Below are 20,605 nucleotides of genomic sequence, written 5' to 3' on the forward strand. Positions count from 1 at the left end.
GGCGAGCAACCCCTGACAGGAATGGATACCCATGTCTTCCTTCAGTGCAGCGGCACGGGACGGACGGCCAGTGCGTCGACGGCTCGTGCTCTGGGCGTCCGCAGTCGCCCTGAGCGTCTCGATCGGCACCGGCGGCCTGCTGGCCACCCCGGCCTACGCCGATACCCCCGCAACCTTCACCGACATCATTCTTGGCGTCGGTGCTAATGAGGCCCAGCGGATCGTCAGCTGGTACTCCACCGCAGACACCACCCAGGTCGTGCAGCTGGCCCGCACCTCCGATCTGGTCAGCGGCGACTTCCCCAGCGGCGCCACCACCTTCAGCGCCTCGGGCACCGCGAACATCACCAGCGTGGGCGGCTTCAACCGGCACGCCACCCTCACCGGCCTGACCAAGAACACCGCCTACTCCTACCGGGTGGGTTCGGACGGCAACTGGTCGAACACCTACAGCTTCAAGACGCAGTCTTTCGACGGGAACTTCGACTTCCTGTTCTTCGGTGACCCGCAGATCGGGTCGTCCGGCAACGTCACGAAGGATGCGGCCGGTTGGGTCGACACCGTGAACGTGGCAGTCAACGAGGCTCCGAACAGCGAGCTGCTGGTCTCCGGCGGTGACCAAGTCGAGACGGCCAACACCGAGCTCCAGTGGGACGCCTTCGCCCAGCCCGAGCAGCTGCGCAGCTACCCGTGGGTGGCCACCATCGGCAACCACGACGTCGGCGGCAAGGCCTACGAGCAGCACTTCTTCACTCCGAACACCGACCGGTCGGCGTCCCTGTACGCCAACGGCAACCCGGCGTCGAACACCTCCGGTGGCGACTACTGGTTCATCTACAAGGATGTTCTGTTCATCGACCTGAACAGCAACAGCTACACCACGGCCACCGGTGGCGGCGGCGACGCGGCGCATGTCGCCTACGTCACCGACGTGATCAACAACCACGGGGCCGAGGCCAAGTACACCGTGCTGGTCTACCACCACGCGATCTACTCCCCGGCCGATCACGCCAAGGACAACGACAACAAGGTGCGCCGAGTCGACTTCCCGACCACCTTCTCCAAGCTGGGCGTCGACCTGGTTCTGCAGGGCCACGACCACAGCTACTCGCGCAGCTACGAGATCAAGAACAGCGCCAAGGCCAATGCTGACGAGCAGCCGGCCCAGGACGAGGTCTACGAAGGCCCCGGCGGCGTGATCTACGTCACCGCCAACTCGGCTTCCGGCTCGAAGTACTACGACCTGACCACCCCCGACTCCTCCGGCACCAGCGGCGCCGGCAACGGGGCGGACCCGCTGAACCCGTCCAGCTACTGGTACAACTCGGTGCAGAACCAGGAGCACGTGCGCAGCTACGTCAAGGTCGAGGTGAAGAACGACGCCCTGGTCGTGAAGGGCATCCGTTCGGGCACCTGTGACGCTCCGAACGCAGCCGTCGAGCTGGGCAAGGTCCTGTGGTGTGGCCCGAAGAACGGCAGCGAGGCGGCCAAGCCGGTCGGTTCGGTCTTCGACTCGGTCACCATTCACCCGAACCACGGCGACGGTCAGGACATCCAGGTTGCGGTTCCGGAACTGCCCGGCGAGTTCGGCTGGACGATCGACGGCCACAACACCCTGGTCGACCTGGGCACCGCGAGCCACAGCTCCGGCGGCTACTTCGAGGCGCAGGGCGCGATCAACCCGATCAAGGTGAACGACACCCGCAGCGCACTGTCGCCGTGGTCGCTGTCGGCATCGGTGGGCAACTTCACCGATGGCGGAAAGTCCTTCTCCGGCTCCTACCTCGGCTGGAGGCCGAAGCTGGTCACCGCCGGTGGCGGTGCCACCTTTGGGGACGCCGTGGCGTCGTCCTTCGATGACAACGGCAAGGGCCTGTCGATCTCTCGGGTGCTCGGCTCGACCACGCAGGGCCACGACCGGGGGAGCGCCGTGCTCGGCGCCGACCTCGATCTGAAGGTGCCTGAGCTGTCCGCAGACGAGGGCGCGTACCGCGCGACCCTCACCATCACCGCGCTCTCCAGCTGAGCCGGTTCGGCGCTGGGGACGGAGCGTGTGGCGCCGTCCCCAGCGCCTCCCCACAAACATCGATCGTCCGCCCGAGAGGAACTCCGATGGTCACCCGCTCCACCTTCGTCCGAGGGATCGCGGCCGCGGCCGCGGCGCTGCTTGCTGTGTCCTGGCTACCGACCACGGCTTGGGCCGACGATGCCAGCTGGACGGTGCGGACCGCGTCCAACGACTTCGGCAAGAGCCGGACCAGCTTCAGCTATGCCGTGGAGCCGGGGGGCAGCATCGACGACGAACTGGTGGTCGCCAACCACGGTAAGCAGCCCATCGAGCTGGCGATCTACGCCGCCGACGGCTACACGACGACCAACGGTCAGCTGGATCTACTCACCAAGGACCAGCAGTCGACCGGGATCGGCGCGTGGGTGAAGCCGTCGGTCGAGCGGGTCACCATCGCCCCGGACAAGGAGCAGGCGGTCGCCTTCCGGGTGGCGGTTCCGACCAATGCCAGCCCCGGCGACTACGTCGGCGGCATCGTCACCTCGCTGTCCAGCGAAGGTGCCTCGGGGATCTCGGTCGATCGCCGGCTGGGCATTCGGATCGGCCTGCGGGTCGGCGGTGCGCTGGCCCCGGAGCTGGCCGTCGACGGCGTCCAGGTGAGCTGGGGTGGCTGGCTGAACCCGCTGGCCAGCGGTGACGCCACGATCAGCTACACCCTGCACAACAACGGCAACACGGTCCTGGCCGCGCAGTCGTCCGCCCTGGTCAACGGCCCGTTCGGCTGGTTCGCCAGCCCGCCGGTGACCGCCACGGCACCGCCGAAGCTGCTGCCAGGGGAGAGCTGGACGCAGACCGTCCAGGTGCCCGGGGTGCTGGCTGGCTTCGTGGTGTTCGCCACGGTGAGCGCGGTACCGCTGGTGATCGACGCCTCGGGTTCGACCTCGCCACTGGCCCCGGTCACCGCGTCCGGCTCGACAATGGCGCTGCCGGTGTTCCCGCTGCTGGCCCTGGTGCTCGTGGTCGGTGCGGTCCTCCTGACCATCTGGTTGCGCCGCCGGGCCAAGGCCGCGCAGGACGCCCGGATCGAAGCGGCCGTGCGGGACGCGCTGGCCGGCACCGGAACCGCTGTGGCTAGCCCGGCCTCTGCCGACGAGGACGAAGTCGAGGTCCACTGAGGACGTGGCGCCCGTGGTGCGCCCGGGATCTCGATTTTCGCCGCGCTACCCGTAGCCCCACTGCGCTACCGCTCCTGCTCGCGGCGCTACCCGTAGCCCGACCGCGCTACCTGTGCACGGGTAGCTTCGCGGAGTTCGGGTAGCGCGGCGGGCTGTAGGCGAGCCGGACCTTGAGGGCTGAGACAATCAGAACCCAGTGCTTCTCCGCCGAGCCCGGCATGTTCGTCCTCGGCCGACCAGGAAGGTGACGACATGGCTGACCTGCAGCCGAACCCTCCCGCCGAACCGGTCGGACGCGACGCCGCCCTGGCCGAGAAGTCGGACGCGGTGTGCCGGATGGGCTCACTGATGCTGACCGCCGGCACCGGCTCCTACCGGGTGAAGGCCGCCATGGGACGGGTGGCCGCGGCGCTGGGCATCGAGCAACTCGAAGCGCAGGTGAGCCTCACCGAGATCGTGGCCACCACCCGCGCCCAGGGCGCTTTCCGGACCCAAGTTCTGGAGGTGCCGGTTCCGGTGGTGAACGCCGATCGAATCTCGGCGCTGCTACGGGTTTCGCTGCGGGCCGCACCGGGGCTGACCGCCGCAGAACTCCATGCTCAGCTGGACGCCGTCGAAGCCAAGGCGCGCCACTACTCGCACCTGGCCATCGTGGCCGGAGCCGCCGCGGCCTGCGCGGCCTTCGCCTTCCTGAACAACGGACGCTGGCAGGAGTGCCTGGCCGCCGCCTTGGCGGCCGGGCTCGGCAAGGGCGTCCAGCTCGCCCTGCAGCGGTTCCGGCTCAACCAGCTGGCCGTGGTCGGGCTGGCCGCGACCGCTGCCTGCCTGGTCTACATGCTGTGTGCGTCCGCGCTGGCCTGGCTGATGCCGTCGGCCGCGCACCCGCTCCACGAGGCGGCATTCACTTCGGCCATCCTGTTCCTGGTGCCCGGCTTCCCGCTGCTCACCGCGGCCCTGGATCTGGCCCGGTTCGACTTCACCTCGGGGGTGTCCCGGCTGCTCTACGCGACCATGGTCACCTTGGCCGCGGCGCTGGGTGCCTGGCTGGTGGCGTGGACGTTCGGTCTGACCCCAGCCGAGATCGCACCGCTGGATCTGGCGCCGGCCGCATTGTTCGGATTGCGTGCCCTGGCCAGCCTGATCGGCGTGTTCGGTTTCGCGATCACCTTCAACACCCCATTGCGTCCGGCGCTGACCGCCTCAGTGATCGGGATGATCGCCAACGTGGCCCGGCTGACCGCCATGGACGCGTCCGCAAACCCCCTGCTGTGTGCGGTGGCGGCCACCATCCTGGTCGGCCTGCTGGCCGGCTGGGCCAGTCAGCGGCTGCCCGCACCGCGGATCATCTTGTCGGTGCCGGCCGTGCTGATCATGATCCCGGGCGCCAGCACCTATCGGGCGCTGGTGGCCATGATCAACCGGGACTCGCTGAACGCGCTGAGCAACGCCTCGGCGGCCCTCAGCGTGATCGTGGCGCTGGCGGCCGGCCTGGCGATCGCCCGGATGCTCACCGATCCGGCCTGGACGGTCGCGAACCCGACCTGGACTCAGATGCCGACCACCCGCGCCCAGCGGATCCTGCGCAACCGGGCCCGGGCCGAGCAGCGTCGGCAAGCCGCCCGTCCGTCCACCACAGACGACAACGGCAACTGACCCGGGCTCGAGAAGCCGGGTCAGCCGCCGCCGGAGTCGACCTCAGTCGGTGAACTCGAAGCCCTGGGCGCGCAGAGTGGCAGCCACCTCGGGGTAGTAGATCCGGGAGTAGACCCCGGCGGTCTCCTGGGCATAGCCGCCCATCTGGGTCAGGCCCTGGCCGTCCCACCAGGCCCGCAGCACCTGGTCGTAGCTGGCCACGCCCTCGGCGACCTTCTCGGCGTCGTAGCGCTCAGCCATGGCGAAGGACTCCACCGGAACCCGCGGCTTCACCTTGTTCAGCCGCGCCCGGTCCGGCACCCCCAAGGTGGAGCCGACGATGGGGAAGGTGCGCGGCGGCAGCTCCAGCAGCGCGATGATCTCGGCCGGATTGCGGCGGATCCCGCCGATCGGGGTGGTCCCGTAGCCCAGCGCGGCGGCCGCGGCCTGGAAGGTGGCCAGGGCGATACCCGCGTCGACCGCACCGACCAGGATTCCCTCAGCGCTGCGCTCGACGACCTGTTCAGTGCCGGCCAGCTTGGCGGCTTCCGCGGTCCGGTTGAAGTCGGCCACGAAGGCGACGAAGGCGTCGGCGGCCGCGATCCCCGGCTGGCCGGCGAGCTCGGCGATCCGAGCGATCCGCTCCTTGTCGCGGACCACGACCAGAGTGATCTGCTGGCCGTTGATCGAGGTCGGGGCCTGCTGGGTCGCCTTGATGATCTCGGCGAGATCGGCCTCCTTCACGGTCTCGCCGGTGAAGGCGCGGACGGAACGGCGCTCGGTGAGCTGCTCGAGGACGGGATTGGTCACTGCACTGCCTTTCGTTGCGTTCCCAGGGACGCCCACCGCGGCAGTCAGCCGGGGGTTGTCCACCTGGGCGAGGCCGGGCCTCCGTAGTTGTGTATCGACCGTTCCAATATATATACTGAACCATCCGGTACACAAATCGGCTGGGTGGCGGTGCTGATCAGAAGTGGAGGAGTGATGGGACGACCACAGGAGTTCGATACCGCTCAGGCGGTCCGGGCGGCCCGTCGCGTGTTCTGGGAGCAGGGCTACGCCGAGGCGTCGATGCCCGACCTCGAAGATGCCACCGGCGTCGGCCGCTCCAGCATCTACCACGCCTTCGGCAGCAAGCGCGGTCTCTTCGACGCCGCCGTGATCAGCTACCTGGACGAGGTGGTCCGGCCGCGGCTTCGTCCGCTGTACGACAATCCGGTCGATCCGGACGCGGTGGTCACCTACCTGCGCCTGATCCAGACCGCGGCACATCAGGCCAGCGGCGTCCACGGCTGCCTGCTGATCAACACGGCCACTTCTCCACTGGGCGCGGACTCGGCGGTGGCACGGGCGATCGTTGAGTATCGCGCCGAACTGCAGGAGGGCCTTGCCCACGGCCTTCAGGCCCGCTTCCCCGATCGCAGCGGCGCCTCGATCACCCGGCTGGCCGAGACCCTCACGGCCCTGCTGGTCTCCGCGTTCAGCACCGTCCGCGCCGACCCGAAGGGCGCGGCCCGCGACATGGAGTTGGCCATCAGCCTGGCCACCGAGGGCAGCTGAGCCCAACCGTCCGGAGTGCCCGCCGCGGACGGTTCTGGCACAGTGGAGGGCAGGTCCCCTTCGTGGGCCCCGGACGAGGGAGCCGTACCCGGTCAGCGACAAGACGGCCAGGAAGGCTCGTCATGTCCTGGCTCATCCTCGTCCTGGCCGGTATCGCTGAAGCTGTGTGGGCGCTGGCCCTGCGACGCTCCGAGGGGCTCACTCGTCTGGCACCCAGCGTGGTCTTCGTCGTCGCCCTACTGCTCAGCATGGCTGGCCTGGCCTACGCCATGCGCAGTCTGCCGACCGGCACCGCCTACGCGGTCTGGGTCGGCATCGGCGCGTCCCTGACCGTCGGCTACGGGATGATCACCGGCGCCGAAACCGCCTCGCTGTGGCGGGTGCTGTTCTTGGCCATGATCATCGGCGGCGTGATCGGGCTCAAGGCCGTCGAGTCCTGAGCCCGAACCGCCGACCTCACCTCAGCCCAGGCGTGGCACCAGCACCGGGGTGCGGCGTCGATACTCCTGGTAGTCGGCCTGATCGCCCCACTTGGCTTCGGCTTTCGCCTCGAGCAGCGGCACCCCGCTGACCCGGGTGATCAGCAGCGCCACGAAGATCGGCGACACCAGGCCGACCCACTGCCAGCCGTGCAGTGCCGGGAAAGCGATCACGGCGACCCCGACCCACAGCAGGATTTCGCCGAAGTAGTTCGGATGCCGGGAACGCGACCACAGCCCGGTGGAGATGAAGCGTCCCCGATTGGCGGGATCGGCCCGGAAGGCGCTCTTCTGCCGATCAGCAATCACTTCGATGGCGAATCCGACTGCCCACAACAGCAGGCCGACCACCGCAAAGACATCGATTCCCAGCGGGGCGGACGAGCTGAGCGCGATCCACGCCGCGGACGCCGTGACGCTGACCCACAGGCCTTGAATCGTCCAGACCCCGAGGAATCGCGGCAGCGAGCCCTTGATCTCGTCGAAACGATCATCGGCGCCGGTGCGACTCACCCGCCCGAACAGGAAACTCCCGAGCCGGACCGCCCAGATCAGCACTACGGCCGCCAGCAGAATCCGACGCGGCTCCCAGCTGCCCACCATCAGCAGCGTGGCCAGCGTGACCAGGATGTAGGTGAGGCTTCCGGTCAGATCGAAGAAGCGCTCGGTGTGAGCTACGAAGGACGGCACGAAGACCAACCACTGCAACACGAACGCGGCGGCCACCGCCACCGCGAACACCGGAACCGATCCGATCATGGCGCCATCCTGGCTGCCGGCCAGGGCCAGCCCGACCCCGAGCACCACGACCAGCGGCGTCGCCACCAGCGAGGTGCGTTCAGCTTTCGTCATTGAATTCCCTCCCGCAATCAGCCGTCGTCTCGACCGGGTTTATTCCTTTGCTCCCAACAACTGCACCAGATGCTGGTGGATTCCCTCCAATCACGACCAAGATGGCGACAAGGGGAGGAAATGCCATGACCACCGAAATCCGCCAGGCACCGATGCCGTCGACGGAACTGGCTGAGGCGAGCACACCGCTGCTCGTCGACGCCACTGGTTTTCAGAATGCCACCGATCTGCTGCTGAACCGGCTGGCGGAGGCGCCCGATCACGTCGCCTTCGACGTCCGGGACGCCGGCGCACCGGTCAGCGGGCCGTGGCGTCCGGTCTCCACCAGGGAGTTCGCCGCACAGGTCCGTCGGCTGGCCCGTGGCCTGATCGCGGCCGGGATCGAGACCGGGGACTCGGTCGGGATCATGGCCGCCACCCGTTACGAGTGGGCCGTGGCCGAGATGGCCTGCTGGTTCGCCGGCGCCGTGGTGGTGCCGATCTACGACACGTCCGCTGCCGTCCAGGTGCGGACGATCGTCGCCGACGCCGCGGTCCGACTCGGCGTGGCCGGCTCGTCCGAGCAAGCCGACTTGCTGCGGGAAGCGCTGGCCGAGCAGGCCGTCGGCCCGCTGGGCGTGTGGACCATGGACCCTGCCCCCGGCCACGATCTGGACGCGCTGGCCGAGCTGGGCGAGGCGGTCTCCGATGAGCTGCTCGAGCAGCGCCGAACCGCGGCCGACCTGGACGCGGTGGCCACCATCGTCTACACCTCCGGCACCACGGCCGAGCCGCGCGGCGCCCTGATCACCCACCGCAACTTCGTCCTGCAGGTCCGCAACATCGCCGCGGCCTACACCGAGGTGGTGAAGGCGGACGGGAACACGATCATCTTCTTGCCGCTGGCCCATGTGCTGGCCCGCGGACTGCAGCTGGTCTGCCTGGCCTCGGGGATGCGGATCGCGCACTTGGCCGAACCGAAGGAGGTGGTGCCGGCGCTGGCCGTGCTGCGTCCGACCTTCTTGGTGGTGGTGCCGCGGGTGCTGCAGAAGGTGCAGGCCGCCGCCGCGGCCGCCGCGGCCAGCAAGCATCTGGGTCTGGTCTGGACGGCCGCGCAGAACACCGCCATCGCCTGGGGACGGTTCCTCGAGGAGCGCCAGGTCGTCCCGGACGCCCGACCGTCGCCCTGGCTGACGGCGCGGCGCCGGGTCTTCGATCGGCTGTTCTACTCCCGGCTGCGCGGCCTGCTCGGCGGACGGATCGAGTACCTGCTGTCCGGGGCGGCGTCCCTGGACGCCGAACTGTGCCGCTTCTTCACCGGGATCGGGGTGCCGGTGGTCGAGGGCTACGGCCTGACCGAGACCACCGCCCCGCTCACCGGGAACCTGCCCGGCTCGATCCGAGCCGGCAGCGTCGGGGTACCGATGCCGGGCACCACCGTCCGCATCTCCCCCAATGGCGAGGTCTTGGCCCGCGGCGTCGGGGTCTTCGCCGGCTACCGCAACCGCGAGGCGAACACGGACGCCTTCGTCGACGGCTTCTTCCGCACCGGCGATCTGGGCGAGTTGGACGCCGCCGGCCGGCTGACCCTGCGCGGGCGCAGCAAGGATGTGATCGTCACCTCCGGTGGCAAGACCGTTTCCCCGGCGGCCTGGGAGGGTTCGGTCGAGCAGAACCCGCTGGTGGCCCACGCCGTCCTGGTCGGTGAGGGAAAGCCCTACCTGGGTGGCCTGATCCTGCTGGATCCGGAGTCGGTGAATGCCTGGGCGCAGCGCGAAGGTCTCGCCGGAGCCGTGAAGCTCAGCGCTCCGGTGGACGGCGGCCTGGTCCAGGTCGACGACTCGCGGCTGGTCGCGGCGATCAGTCGGGCCGTGCAGGCCGCGAACGCACAGCTGGCCCGCTCCGAGCAGGTGCGGCGGTTCTCGCTGCTGATCGCCGACCTCACCGAGAAGGGCGGCATGGTCACGCCTACCCTGAAGTTGAAGCGGGCCGCATTGCTGGCCCGGGTCCACGACATTGTCGAGAACCTCTATCGAGATCCTAGGAGTCGCAGATGAGCAGGTTCCGTCGTTGGTTGATCAGCTACGTGGTCGCGTTGGTGGTGTTCACCCTGGTGGACGGGGTGTGGATCGGCCTGGTGGCGTCCGGGGTGTATCGGGCTGAGCTCGGCTCGCTGCTGGCCGCCTCGTTCCAGCCGGTCGCGGCCATCGTGTTCTACCTGGGCTACGTGGCCGGACTGGTGCATTTCGGAGTGCAGCCGTTGGCCGGGGACGTCCCGCTGGGCCGGCGGGTGCTGGCCGGGGCACTGTTCGGCCTGTTCACCTACGGCACCTGGGGGCTGACCGCCCTGACCGTGCTGAACGGCTTCTCGGCATTCGTCGCCGTCACCGACATCGCCTGGGGGACGGCGCTGGGCGCCCTGGTCACTTGGCTGTCCACACTCCTCTTGCGGCGCTTCGGGGTACTCCGGGCCAACCCGGTCTGAGCCGAACCGTCATCACCGGACGACGCGCTCCGTCCGGACAGCACGAAGCCGCCCCCGGGGCACCCGGGAGCGGCTCGGCTGGGGGACGGGCTAGCTCTTCGGCAGCAGGACGCCGTCGATCACGTGGATCACGCCGTTGCTGGCGGTGATGTCGGTCTTGATCACGTTCACGGTGTTTCCGGCGCCGTCGGTGAGGCTGACCTTGCCGTCCTTCACCTTCACGGTGAAGGTGCCACCCTGGACGGTCTTGACCTTCTCGCCGTTCATTCCGGCGACCTGGCTGGCCATGACCTCTCCGGAGACCACGTGGTAGGTCAGCACGCTGGTCAGCGCCTTCTTGTCCTTCAGTAGACCGTCCAGGGTGCCGGCCGGCAGCTTGGCGAAGGCCTCATCGGTGGGCGCGAAGACCGTGAACGGGCCGGGGCCCTTCAGGGTCTCGACCAAGCCGGCTGCGGTCAACGCCGTGGCCAGAGTCTTGAAGTCGCCGGCCGCGACGGCGGTGTCGACGATGTCGGACATCATCGGTTCGCTCATTGACGGGCTGGGGGAGGCGGGGGCGGAGGTCGCCGGTGCCGAGCTGGCCGGGGCCGAACTGGGCGGGGCGGCCGGGGCAGCAGCGGTACAGCCGGTGGCGATCAGGCCCAGGCTGAGGATGGCGGCCGCAATAGCGAAGCGCTTCATGAACGGTCCTTTCGGTCGAGTGATGTACCTGTGCTTCGTCCCCAGCCCTGTGGCTGGATGCACGACTAGGTAGTGCTGCGCAGATCGGGCGATCTGTGGACCTCGTCTGCATCCAGCCGCGGCCCTGCCTGCGAAGAGAGGACGAGCTGCACGCCGGTGCAGCCACAGCTGAAGGGAGCATTCGATGACGCTTCGACGCACTTTGGCCCGGCTCGGTGTGATTGCCGTGGCCGGTTTGGTCTCCGCAGGCCTGGTGGCAGTGCCCGCCCAGGCGTCCACCTCGCCTGCGGGTGAGCGCAGCCTGGCCGCGCTGCTCACCTCCGACGGCAACACCTTCGACCACAACTGGTACGACTACGACATCGTCACCGAGGCGGTGCTGGCTGTCCTGGCTGCCAAGCCGAGCAGCCCGGTCGGCGTCCTGGCCGACGGCTCAGTGCCGCTGACCGCCTTCATTCCCAACGACCGCGCCTTCCAGGTGCTGGTGCGCGACCTGACCGGACGGTGGCCCAGCACAGAAAAGAAGACGTTCGAGGCGCTGGTCGGTGCCGTCGGGGTGGACGCCGTCGAGGCCGTCCTGCTCTACCACGTGGTGCCAGGAGCGACGATCCGCTCCAAGGACGCACTGAAGGCGGACGGCGCGAAGCTCGCCACCGCGCTGCCGGGTGCCGCGATCACGGTGGACGTGAAGAGCAAGTGGCTGCGTCTGATCGAGCTGAAGGATCTGGACCGCAACGACGCCAACCCGTGGATCAACCCGCGAGCCTTCGATCTGAACAAGGGCAACAAGCAGATCGCTCACGGGATCACCCTGGTCCTTCGGCCGCTGAACCTCTGACCCGCGTGGGCACCGGCCCCTTCCCGGCAACCCTCGGCGGAGGGGCCGGGCCCACCTATGCTGAAGACGTGCCGAGCGACAGCGCCCTCCCGTCGGCGGAGCTGGCTGTCCGCTTGCGGAACGGCGATCAGCAGGCGCTGGCCGAAGCATTCGCCCAGCACTCCCGCCTGGTCCATACGGTTGCACTGCGGACCCTGGGAAATCACCACGATGCCGAGGACGTCACCCAGCAAGTCTTCGTGGCCGCCTGGCGTGGCCGTCACGGTCTGGATCCGGCGCGGGGCAGTCTGGCCGGCTGGCTGGTGGGGATCACCAAGCATGTGATCGCCGATGTGATGGCGCAGCGGGCCAGGAGCGTCCGCAACCTGCACGCGGTGGCTGCCGAGGCCGGGCCGACGGCGACTCCGGGTCTGGACGGAACTGTCGTCGACAAGGTCGTGGTGGCTGCGGCGCTGGCCAACCTCGGCGAGCCACGGGCCACGATCCTGCGGCTGTCGTTCGGCGAGGAGCACACTCATGAGGAGATCGCCCAGCGCCTCGATCTTCCGCTGGGTACGGTGAAGAGCCACATTCGGCGCGGACTGCTGCAGTTACGAGAGGACATCCGGGAGGTGAGGGCCGATGCATCCTGAGGACGAAATCCTGGCCCAGCTCGCTCTCGGCGAGTCCGTGGATCCGTCGGCCGCCGCCCATGTGGCCGGCTGTGAGTCCTGCCAGGCAGTGGTCGGCGAGCTGCGCGAGACCATGTCGCTGGTCGGTGAGGCCGCCGACGAGGAGTTGGTGGCTCCGCCCGCCTCGGTGTGGGAGTCCATTCGTGCCGAGGTGGCGGACGAGGCCGCACCGGCGCCCACAGCCCCCGCTGCTCCGAGCGTCCCGGACGAACTGGCCCGGCGGCGACGTCCGGCTTTCGGCTGGATCGCCGCAGCCGCGGCGATCGGTGTGGTGGCCGGTGTAGTCGGAACTCAGGTCGTCGGGAATGCCCCGGGACTCCGACCCACGGTGCTGGCCCAGACGCAGCTGGACACCCTCGACACCGGCACCCGCGGCGGCGAGGCCGAACTGCTCTCGTCCGCGGCCAGCGGTCTGGATCTACGGGTGCAGGTGAAGCCGCTGGATCCCGGCGACGGCTACCTCGAGGTGTGGCTGATCAACACCGACCTGAAGCGGATGGTCTCGATCGGAGTGCTGCCGAAGGACGCCACCGTCCAGGACTTCCGGATCACCGGCAGCCTGATCGAGCAGGGTTACGTGATCGTCGACATCTCTCGCGAGCGGTTCGACGACCGTCCCCAGCACTCCGGCGACAGCCTGCTGCGGGGCAGCCTGAGCTGAACGCCGGACGGTGCCGGGGCGATCATCCTGGTCAGCTGTTGGCCGGCTGCACCTGGATGGTGAAGCTCACTGACTTGCCGGCCGGATCGGTCAGGGTCGCCTTCGTGGTGCCCACCTTCTTTGCGTCGAAGCCCGGGTTGAAACTGGCCCCGTCCCGGGTGCCACCGGGGGAGAACACCGCGACAGTGGCGTCCTCGGTACTGCCCGTCCACTTGCCCAGCTCGTCCCCGGTGGACTCACTCGTGATCACCACAGCACTGTCCTGACGGACGCTGATGGTCTGACCGGCCAGCTTGTCCGGCTCAACGAAGACCGGCGGACGCAGTTGGGAGTTACCGGCACTCGACGCCTCCGCGGACGGACTTGTGGCCGGAACCGTCGTCGACCTAGCCGGCGCACCCGCGCTGGTGCAGGCGGTCATCATGATGGTTGCCGCGATCAGCGCCGCGACGCCGATGAACTTGCGAAACATACCGGGCCTCTCTCCGGATGGACACTCAACACTCACACCCACGCACCGATCACGCGAAACGTTGCGTCCACTGGGGGATTTGGAACAAGGAGGCGTCACACCAAGCGCGGGGACAGCTATCACCAGCAAGACGGCTCAGACTCTCCACACCCCACCGATCTGAACTAGTGAGACACCACGGGTGGCAACAGCCGGACCGAGCTTCTCGAACCGGAGATCTTCCAGGTCGGCTGTCATCGTCACCATCAGCCGCATTGACTTGGGGAGCAGCAGTTCATGACTGGGATCTATCATGGGACCGCTAGGCGGAATGGTGGCGAGCGACCGATGCCATTGCTCCCAGGCCTTCGTTGCTTTTCCGCTAGACGAAGACACTCCAAGCCAGAACACCCCAGTTCGGCGGATCCACATAAGACGGCTTGTGGAGCCGCGTCACGATTCTGGTCGGCATCTCAGGCAACTTCTCAGCGACCTTGGCCCGCAGGCTTGCATCGAGAACTGAGGCGGCGCCAACGGTCGACCTAATGAAGTATGTGTTCTGATTCCCGTCATATGCCGACTGGAGAAGCTGCTTGGGTCTTCTCCCCCCGTGTGGAGCCAGCACGCCAGTCGACAGCCTCTTCGCCATGGCACTCTTACCCCCGGCAAGGACGAAGAGGCAGGTCGCCTCGGGATGGGCTTGGCGGACAAGGGCCAGCCTGCACAGGTCGAGGAGGATGTTCTCCTCGCTTGCGTGCGTGGATCCAGCCCACTTGGCTTCGATGCACACCAGGGGGATCGTCTCGTTCGCTCGAGAGGTGATGGCGAAGTCCACCTCTCGCTTACGGCCACTTCCAGCTACACCTCGCCGTTGCAGCACCGGCACTGCATGAGACGGGCGTATCGCCTCATCCTGAGCGTTTGAGTTCGAAGCCAGTATCTGCATAAGCACTCCATGCAAGTACGCCTCACTGAAGGCGTGCCCGAGGTTACACGCGAAATCGAACTCAAGTCGGCCATACAGGCCGTCAGAAATCTTCCTGGCGAGTGTGGTCTGTTGAAGCATGCTGCGATCAAAGCACGTCGCTGGGATAGTTGGGGCTGCTTCTGACCAAGTGGCGACACCATCTCGGGCCGGGAATGGGGAGCCCCGGGAGTCCTCGGGACCTCCGATGCTGGCTGCTCGAGACGTGCGAGGGAGTTCTGCCTACTCAGGACAGAAGCAGTAGACCCTCGAGAGGGACGCTGCCGAGTTCTGCGGTGAGGATCACGTCCCGTCCGGTGGTGCCACAAGTGATCGACTGGGAGCTGTCCAGGTCGTCGGGATCCCGAGCCTCCACCCGGCAGCCGGCGGCCACAGCCTGCGTGAGTAGTTGGTCCAGGCCATCGTGCTCCCACGAGGCGTACACCTGACCGCCTGAGTCGCAGCTATCGCCGAACCTGGTGAAGTGCAGGCTCGGGATTCGGCTGCTGAGCTCATCGACCGCGCGGTCCAGCTGCGCCGTGGCAGAGTCGCCACACGACGGGGCGATCACGTTGGCACGCAGCCACCAGAAGGTCAGTCCGCCGCTCACCAGGACACCAACCACGGCCAGGATGGTCCAGGCAAGAGCACGATCAGACAACTTCATGTCACCGCCAACGTTGGTGGAGTCTGCATTCAGACGGGGGTTGCTTCAAACCTACTGCGTCTTGAGTTGCACTCAAGTTGTCACCTAGGGGCCTCAACAATGCTGGTCTGGAAGGCGTCTACGTAGTGAAGGAGGATCGATTGATCATGAACCGAGCACGCCATGGACGCCTCTTCCTGCTGCCGGTAGCTGTTGCGGCTGTGTTCGCCCTGCTGGCCGGTTGCACTGCAGCGAGCAATGAGCCCGTGTCCACGCCAACGCCAACACCTGCGCCTGGCCTACTAGTCGGGCACCTGTACGTGAAGGGAGGCTTAGACCCCAAGACCTATACCTATGCGGCGAAGCTGACCGCGACCGCGATCTACACTTCGACACCAGCTGTCTACAACTTCGAGGCAGGCAAGGATGGTGCGTTCCGTATCGAGTTGCCGCCGGGCATCTACATGGTCACCAGCGTCCCGATCGGGAACGAAAGTGGCGGGCAAGTGGATCCGCACGAGGTGACCATTCGGTCAGGCGGAACCTACACACTGGAAACCACTTCGATTCACCCGTAGCCGCCGCGCAGGTTCGGCATTCTGGCCAGCGGCTGCTCCTCGACTCACTTTTCGCCAGGCCCGATACGAACAGGAAGTGGTCGATAGCCTGAGCTGGGAGGTCGTGAGGTGAGCGTTCAGGAGACGGTTCATCGGCTGGTGCTGGACTGGGAGGCCGCCGTTCTGGACGGACTCGACGAGGATGAACGCGTCCCGTCGATCCTCCGGGCACCGGCCTCGGCGGAGGCGATCGCAGCGCTCGAGGAGCGGCTCGGCCGCACCCTTCCGCCCTCCTATCGGGCGTTCCTGGAACTCACCGATGGCGCGATCACCAAGCCGGGGTGGGACCACATCCTCCTCCCGAGCAACGAAGGCGACGATGCCGGACTGCTGACCACCGGCCAGGTCGGATGGCTACGAGACAAGAGTCCCGACACTGTGGAGATCTGGAGCGATGGGCCCGAGAGCAACCTCCCCGACGAGGTGTACTTCGACTACAGCCGGACGCAGGACTGCGTCCAGCTCAAGGTGAGCCATCTTCCGCACCTGCTCCAGATCTCGTGCTTCGAGTGGGAGAGTGCCATCCTGCTCAATCCGCTGGCCTGCCAGTCGGACGGCGAGTGGGAGGCCTGGAGCTTCGATGTCACCGACCCCGGCGCATTCCGGTACCGCTCGTTTGCCGACCTCCTGCGTGCCGACACGACCGAGCTCCGCAAGCGCCACGCGCAAGAGATCGCGGAGGCCTCGGGGTACATCCCTGGACTGGAGTCGGCCTTCGCTGAACTCGATGCGCGCACGGACGACGCAGCAGTGAACCGGCACTGGGAGATCAGACAACTGCAGGACCCGCAGCCATGGCTGCACCGACTAATCGCCCTCACTGACCACCCCCACGCCGACGTCCGCAGCTCCGTGTGGAGCGCGATCGCTCGCGTCCCCACCACCGAGGCATTGGAGGCGGTGCTCGGCCTCGTCCACACCGAAAGCGATGAGTGGGTGATCGGTTCGGTGATGACCCGGCTGGCCACCGACCCCGACCCGCGCGCGCACCAGGCAGGGGTCGACCTGCTCTCTCGTGGACGGATCGCCTACACGGTGTACGCCGACCAAGCCGGGCTCGACCTGCTGTGGGACGCGTGGCTGCTCCACGACAACCCCGAATGCCTCGAGCGGCTGGTCGGTTGCGGCGATCCCCGGGCGACTGAACCCGCTCGCGCCCTCCTAGTGGACGCGTCGACGCCAGCCGACCGGATTGAGAGGCTCGTCTCGGCTGCCTCGCGTCCGCGGGACCCGTCGCTGGCTCAGGCTGTGAGTGCGGTGGCTCAGCAGGGACGGGTGGACGTGTCCTCAGCCTTGTCCACCCTGATGCAGATGGGGGCCCTGGACGAGGCGCTCGCCCTGATCACCCCTGCGATGCTCGACGACGCCGAACAAGGCGAGATGTGGCGTGGCTGGGTCGAGATGATCGAGAAGCAGCGCAGGTAACCGCGGCCCTCGCTGGTCGGACCCTCCACACCCGGCTCCGGCTGTTGAAACAGCGGGCTGCCGGATGGCTCACACCCCAACTTGAGCCCGACGACGCTCCTGACGAAGGCGAGATCGTAGCCAGGAGCGGTGACCCTGATGCCCTTCTCGCGCACTTCCAGATCGCCCGCGATAGGACGCTCCCGCGACCTGTGCGGCACAAGCGCGCGTGTTGTTCGCGTTCCTACCGATCCGTGTCGATAGTCCACATGAGATCGGCGACCATATCGCCGGAGCCGCCACTGCTGGTGGTGTCGGCGGCGAAGAGGCTGACCAGGTACGTCCCGGCAGGCACCCTGGGCTGCGCGGCCTGCCACCAACCGTCCCCCAGGAACCGGCTGTTCACCTCGACCGCATGGTCGGCGCCGTCGGCGCCGAGAGGCTCTAGCGTCACCACCAGTTCGTTGAACTCCTTGGTCGCGACGAACACGAGGATCTCCCTCGGCGAACCGATCTCCGGCGGATGATGATCGACACCATCCGCACAGCCGCTGCTGGACCCACCCGACCAGCAGTAGGTGTAGGGCTCGAGTTCGAGCTGGGTATCGGCGTACCGCACGACGAATGGTCTCGGCCTGAAGCTGGGAGCCTCCTTGTCGCCATGCCGAACGGTGAGCGTCGGCGTTGGAACTGAGGACGGCACGTTCCCGGGCGTAGCTGCCGAGACAGACCCACACCCCGCGAGAACCATGCCGATGACGGCGACTAGGACAGTGTTTCTCATCACATCCTCCACGCGTTCGACACCACGAGCGTTGCATTCTCAGCGGAGGCCAAGACGGCCGAGCTGTCGGCGGCAAATGCGAGCGTTCCGTCTCCCGTCGACGAGCCTTGGTGGCCCGATGAAGATCCCGCAAGAGACGAGGCGCGCCGAAAATGCCAGAAGAAGAGGCTTCGGACGGCATGTGCCCCACCCTCACAGAACCGGAGGGGCGGGCGGGGAAGATCTGGTGGGCCTAACTGGACTTGAACCAGTCAACGCGGTTCCCGGAAGGTGCCTCTCACAAGGCCAAACGAGACGCGTTGCCTAACTGGCCTCGCGACGGTGCATCTTACGTGCAATGCCGCGTTCCAGGCATCGCGACCGCCGATTCGTGGGTGGCCGACAACAAGGAATCGTTCTCAACTCCTGGACGTTCGGCGGGCGCAGTCAGCGGTGGGACAGGATGCGCACTCGGACCTGCCATGACAACGGGGTCTCGTCAACCTTCGACATAGCCATCCTGCCTCGTATTGCTGACACCGCAAGCACGACCGCCACCAAGAGGCTGTACGCCCCGGTCGTCGTCCAGATGCGTACTAGGTCGAGTGCAACAACGGGCCACACTTGATACGGGCCCAACTGGTTGCGGACGAGAACCATCGAGCCTGCCGCTAGCAGGGATCCAAGCACGGTGATTCCTACGAGCACCTTTGGCCAGATCAGGACTCTGCCGAGCAGCTTGTGTTCGCCTCTTCTGGTGAGGTATGCCGCCACGGTTGACGGAGCGAGAAGAAGGAGGGCGATGGTGGATTGCGCGTCGGCCAAGATCCCGAAAGTAGCCTGGTACCAGGCACCCACGAGTAGGAGCAAAGCCGAGATACCAGTCGTGATCATGGCGGGTATGGCGAACTCAGCAGCGCTCGGCACCAGCCTTGCGAGGGCAAGGTAAGACCCAACCTGCAGCCCAGACGAGTACAGCACCCCGCGTTCATGGGTAACCCGGCGCTCAAAGGTCTGCTTTCCTGCCGGGGGCGACCCGTCCTGAATCCGGGCCAGGGTCATCTCCGTGAGGCTTAAGCCTGGCGGCGCGATCAACCTCAGATGCTCTCGCTCCGCTCGACCAACGGCGGGCGCCTCGATGAGGATTGATGCTGGTTCCCATCCGATCCGCCCGGCGTTGCGTCGTCTCGTGATGATCGATTCACGCTCTACATAGCGGAGTTTGACCAGCGTCAGTCCTCCGTCCTTCCGCAGATAGATGGTCGGCATGAAGAGTCTGGTGAAGTCGACGATCGTCGGCACGATGTGCTCATTCTCGAAGACCGCGTCCCACACCGCGCTGTCTTTAGCGTTTGGTATGACACCGTTCTCGCCTCCGAGCGTCCACGCGTCGATGTCCCGGGAGGCAGGGTCCCCACTCACCAACTTTTCGTAGTCGGTCTTGGAAGGCATGTCCTTCGCGATTACGTAGAGCTTCTGGATCAGGTAGTCCGACAGTTCGATACCTGGCATGTGTTCGGCGATGCGACTGAGCATTGTGGCGTGAGCGGCCTGGGAGTCCTCGTGGCTGGTGGCAATAGAGACGGCGCCTCCGCTGTGGTCGCGCACATCGACATCCAAGAGCAGGGTCTTCTGGAGCATTGCCAAAGGAACGGGGAGTTTGCGGACGTGCTCCCCATCGACTCCTGCGTCGCGAGCCCTTTCCGCTACTCGTTCCATATCGATGTCAAGCGTCACCCGCCGTTCGACTCGTTTGAGGTCAACGATGTGAACAGTCTCAACTCGCCGGCGCACCCAGGAAGGGTCATCAATTAAGGCACAAAAGTACCGGCCCACCGTCTGCGCCGATTTGGGAGACGATGGGCCAGCATCGAGCTTCACCGACTTCGACGGGTTTGCGAGTGCGCGGGACGGAACCCGCGGGCGCTCGCGCGCGTCGCGAGGGCACCCTCAGCCGACCGGACGACAATGAAGCCATCCTTGCCTTGGCTGTTCCAGACCTTGTCGACCCAGGCCTTCTCGCCATCCGTCGTGTCGTAGACGTTCGCCACGTCGTTCTCCCTCGGTCCATCCTTGATGGCCACCCGATCAGCCGTCGGCGTGTCGGCTTGACGCGTGATCGAGCGAGTCTATCTCTTCGCCCGGACGTCCGACAAATTGGTGCCCTTCGCGGATATTTCTGCCAATACTAGCCACTAATGTCATTTCTATGGAGATTTTGGTCCAAGATCGGGACCGCGTCGTCGGATGAGTGAGCCACTGCGGGCCACCTACGGGCTCCTCGCGACGCGCCGGTTGCTTGGGGTTGAGGACCTCATGACGTCGAGGCGCCTGCGATGGCTAGCCGGTCGAGTCCGGGAGGTCTCCCCCGACTCAGCGGACGGGGCGGATGGGTCATGGATCCGATTCACAATCGGCGATGTGGCTCGACTGGCGATGGCGATCGACCTGAGCGGGGGTCTGGAAGCGCTGGCCGAGGGTCAGCGGCTGCGGCGCTTGACGCACCTCACGGCGGCTTGCCACGCTCTGCGGAGGCCTCCCTACGCCTTCGCGGATCCTCTGCTGGAAGTCCCGATGTATCGGATCGGTGGTTCCATCCTGGCGCTCGTCGACGGAACCCTGTTCAACCCCCTAACGGGTCAGCAGGCTCTTCAGGTGGCGCCAGATCGAGCGGGCGGGCTAGTCGCTTTGGTGGCCAACCTTGCTCCCGGGGTGCTGAAGTACTGAGGCGGTCTCCTG

The 20,605-nt window shown here is 66.8% G+C and carries 22 protein-coding genes and 1 riboswitch; of the genes, 13 read left to right on the forward strand and 9 right to left on the reverse strand.

Annotated elements, in window-relative coordinates; translation table 11 throughout:
- The first annotated feature begins 31 nt into the window (after positions 1-31).
- The 3 genes from ATK74_RS13530 (at position 32) to ATK74_RS13540 (ending at position 4,836) form a co-directional block, all read left to right on the forward strand.
- Positions 32-2,026, forward strand: coding sequence for a purple acid phosphatase family protein (locus ATK74_RS13530; protein ID WP_098461534.1), 1,995 nt, complete (start codon positions 32-34; stop codon positions 2,024-2,026).
- A gap of 86 nt (positions 2,027-2,112) precedes the next feature.
- Positions 2,113-3,183 (forward strand): WxL protein peptidoglycan domain-containing protein, encoded by a 1,071-nt coding sequence (locus tag ATK74_RS13535; RefSeq protein ID WP_098461535.1) that lies wholly within the window; start codon positions 2,113-2,115, stop codon positions 3,181-3,183.
- A 252-nt stretch (positions 3,184-3,435) separates the two neighbouring features.
- Entirely contained in the window at positions 3,436-4,836 is a 1,401-nt protein-coding gene (locus tag ATK74_RS13540; protein ID WP_098461536.1) for a threonine/serine exporter family protein, read from the forward strand.
- A 42-nt stretch (positions 4,837-4,878) separates the two neighbouring features.
- Here ATK74_RS13540 and ATK74_RS13545 read toward each other — a convergent pair whose 3' ends face one another.
- Positions 4,879-5,625: a nitroreductase family protein gene (locus tag ATK74_RS13545; RefSeq protein WP_098461537.1), complete on the reverse strand. Its 747-nt coding sequence runs from the start codon at positions 5,623-5,625 to the stop codon at positions 4,879-4,881.
- A gap of 174 nt (positions 5,626-5,799) precedes the next feature.
- Here ATK74_RS13545 and ATK74_RS13550 point away from each other — a divergent pair, with 174 nt between their 5' ends.
- Positions 5,800-6,375, forward strand: coding sequence for a TetR/AcrR family transcriptional regulator (locus ATK74_RS13550; protein ID WP_098461538.1), 576 nt, complete (start codon positions 5,800-5,802; stop codon positions 6,373-6,375).
- 49 nt (positions 6,376-6,424) lie between these two features.
- A riboswitch (guanidine-III (ykkC-III) riboswitch) is annotated at positions 6,425-6,487 on the forward strand.
- 10 nt (positions 6,488-6,497) lie between these two features.
- Positions 6,498-6,815: a DMT family transporter gene (locus ATK74_RS13555; protein WP_098461539.1), complete on the forward strand. Its 318-nt coding sequence runs from the start codon at positions 6,498-6,500 to the stop codon at positions 6,813-6,815.
- A gap of 21 nt (positions 6,816-6,836) precedes the next feature.
- Here ATK74_RS13555 and ATK74_RS13560 read toward each other — a convergent pair whose 3' ends face one another.
- A complete protein-coding gene (locus ATK74_RS13560) occupies positions 6,837-7,706 on the reverse strand; it encodes a DUF1295 domain-containing protein (protein ID WP_098461540.1) in 870 nt (289 codons plus the stop codon).
- A 125-nt stretch (positions 7,707-7,831) separates the two neighbouring features.
- Between ATK74_RS13560 and ATK74_RS13565 the strand changes: the two genes are divergently transcribed.
- Both ATK74_RS13565 and ATK74_RS13570 read left to right on the forward strand, forming a co-directional pair.
- Positions 7,832-9,742, forward strand: coding sequence for an AMP-dependent synthetase/ligase (locus tag ATK74_RS13565; RefSeq protein WP_211283389.1), 1,911 nt, complete (start codon positions 7,832-7,834; stop codon positions 9,740-9,742).
- Positions 9,739-10,170 (forward strand): DUF2177 family protein, encoded by a 432-nt coding sequence (locus ATK74_RS13570; protein ID WP_098461541.1) that lies wholly within the window; start codon positions 9,739-9,741, stop codon positions 10,168-10,170. The genes ATK74_RS13565 and ATK74_RS13570 overlap by 4 nt, the downstream gene beginning before the upstream one ends.
- Before the next feature lie 90 nt (positions 10,171-10,260).
- Here ATK74_RS13570 and ATK74_RS13575 read toward each other — a convergent pair whose 3' ends face one another.
- Positions 10,261-10,851 (reverse strand): fasciclin domain-containing protein, encoded by a 591-nt coding sequence (locus tag ATK74_RS13575; protein WP_098461542.1) that lies wholly within the window; start codon positions 10,849-10,851, stop codon positions 10,261-10,263.
- 184 nt (positions 10,852-11,035) lie between these two features.
- Here ATK74_RS13575 and ATK74_RS13580 point away from each other — a divergent pair, with 184 nt between their 5' ends.
- From ATK74_RS13580 to ATK74_RS13590, 3 genes are all read left to right on the forward strand, one after another.
- Entirely contained in the window at positions 11,036-11,689 is a 654-nt protein-coding gene (locus tag ATK74_RS13580) for a fasciclin domain-containing protein (RefSeq protein WP_098461543.1), read from the forward strand.
- 68 nt (positions 11,690-11,757) lie between these two features.
- Entirely contained in the window at positions 11,758-12,321 is a 564-nt protein-coding gene (locus tag ATK74_RS13585; protein WP_098461544.1) for an RNA polymerase sigma factor, read from the forward strand.
- On the forward strand, positions 12,311-13,021 hold the full coding sequence (locus tag ATK74_RS13590) for an anti-sigma factor (protein WP_098461545.1): 711 nt from the start codon (positions 12,311-12,313) through the stop codon (positions 13,019-13,021). The genes ATK74_RS13585 and ATK74_RS13590 overlap by 11 nt, the downstream gene beginning before the upstream one ends.
- Positions 13,022-13,052: 31 nt before the next feature.
- On the opposite strand, the gene ATK74_RS13595 is transcribed toward ATK74_RS13590, so the two are convergent.
- From ATK74_RS13595 to ATK74_RS13605, 3 genes are all read right to left on the reverse strand, one after another.
- The gene (locus tag ATK74_RS13595; protein ID WP_098461546.1) at positions 13,053-13,493 is read right to left on the reverse strand and encodes a hypothetical protein; all 441 of its coding nucleotides are present in this window, start codon (positions 13,491-13,493) and stop codon (positions 13,053-13,055) included.
- 361 nt (positions 13,494-13,854) lie between these two features.
- Positions 13,855-14,538, reverse strand: a complete 684-nt coding sequence (locus tag ATK74_RS13600; RefSeq protein WP_098461547.1) for a hypothetical protein — start codon at positions 14,536-14,538, stop codon at positions 13,855-13,857.
- 145 nt (positions 14,539-14,683) lie between these two features.
- Positions 14,684-15,103, reverse strand: coding sequence for a hypothetical protein (locus ATK74_RS13605; protein WP_098461548.1), 420 nt, complete (start codon positions 15,101-15,103; stop codon positions 14,684-14,686).
- A gap of 146 nt (positions 15,104-15,249) precedes the next feature.
- On the opposite strand from ATK74_RS13605, the gene ATK74_RS15225 reads away from it, so the two are divergent.
- The gene (locus ATK74_RS15225; protein WP_169923865.1) at positions 15,250-15,660 is read left to right on the forward strand and encodes a hypothetical protein; all 411 of its coding nucleotides are present in this window, start codon (positions 15,250-15,252) and stop codon (positions 15,658-15,660) included.
- A gap of 108 nt (positions 15,661-15,768) precedes the next feature.
- A complete protein-coding gene (locus tag ATK74_RS15545) occupies positions 15,769-17,124 on the forward strand; it encodes an SMI1/KNR4 family protein (RefSeq protein WP_211283390.1) in 1,356 nt (451 codons plus the stop codon).
- Between the two features lie 223 nt (positions 17,125-17,347).
- Here ATK74_RS15545 and ATK74_RS13620 read toward each other — a convergent pair whose 3' ends face one another.
- The 3 genes from ATK74_RS13620 to ATK74_RS13635 form a co-directional block, all read right to left on the reverse strand.
- A complete protein-coding gene (locus ATK74_RS13620) occupies positions 17,348-17,887 on the reverse strand; it encodes a hypothetical protein (RefSeq protein ID WP_143483681.1) in 540 nt (179 codons plus the stop codon).
- A gap of 426 nt (positions 17,888-18,313) precedes the next feature.
- Positions 18,314-19,660 (reverse strand): hypothetical protein, encoded by a 1,347-nt coding sequence (locus tag ATK74_RS13625; protein ID WP_143483682.1) that lies wholly within the window; start codon positions 19,658-19,660, stop codon positions 18,314-18,316.
- Positions 19,661-19,743: 83 nt separating this feature from the next.
- Positions 19,744-19,950 carry a hypothetical protein gene (locus ATK74_RS13635; RefSeq protein ID WP_098461553.1) on the reverse strand — a complete coding sequence of 69 codons (207 nt, stop codon included), beginning with the start codon at positions 19,948-19,950 and terminating at the stop codon, positions 19,744-19,746.
- Positions 19,951-20,302: 352 nt separating this feature from the next.
- On the opposite strand from ATK74_RS13635, the gene ATK74_RS15230 reads away from it, so the two are divergent.
- Positions 20,303-20,593 (forward strand): hypothetical protein, encoded by a 291-nt coding sequence (locus ATK74_RS15230; RefSeq protein ID WP_143483683.1) that lies wholly within the window; start codon positions 20,303-20,305, stop codon positions 20,591-20,593.
- Positions 20,594-20,605: the final 12 nt, after the last annotated feature.

The organism is Propionicimonas paludicola, from assembly GCF_002563675.1.
GTDB lineage: Bacteria > Actinomycetota > Actinomycetes > Propionibacteriales > Propionibacteriaceae > Propionicimonas > Propionicimonas paludicola.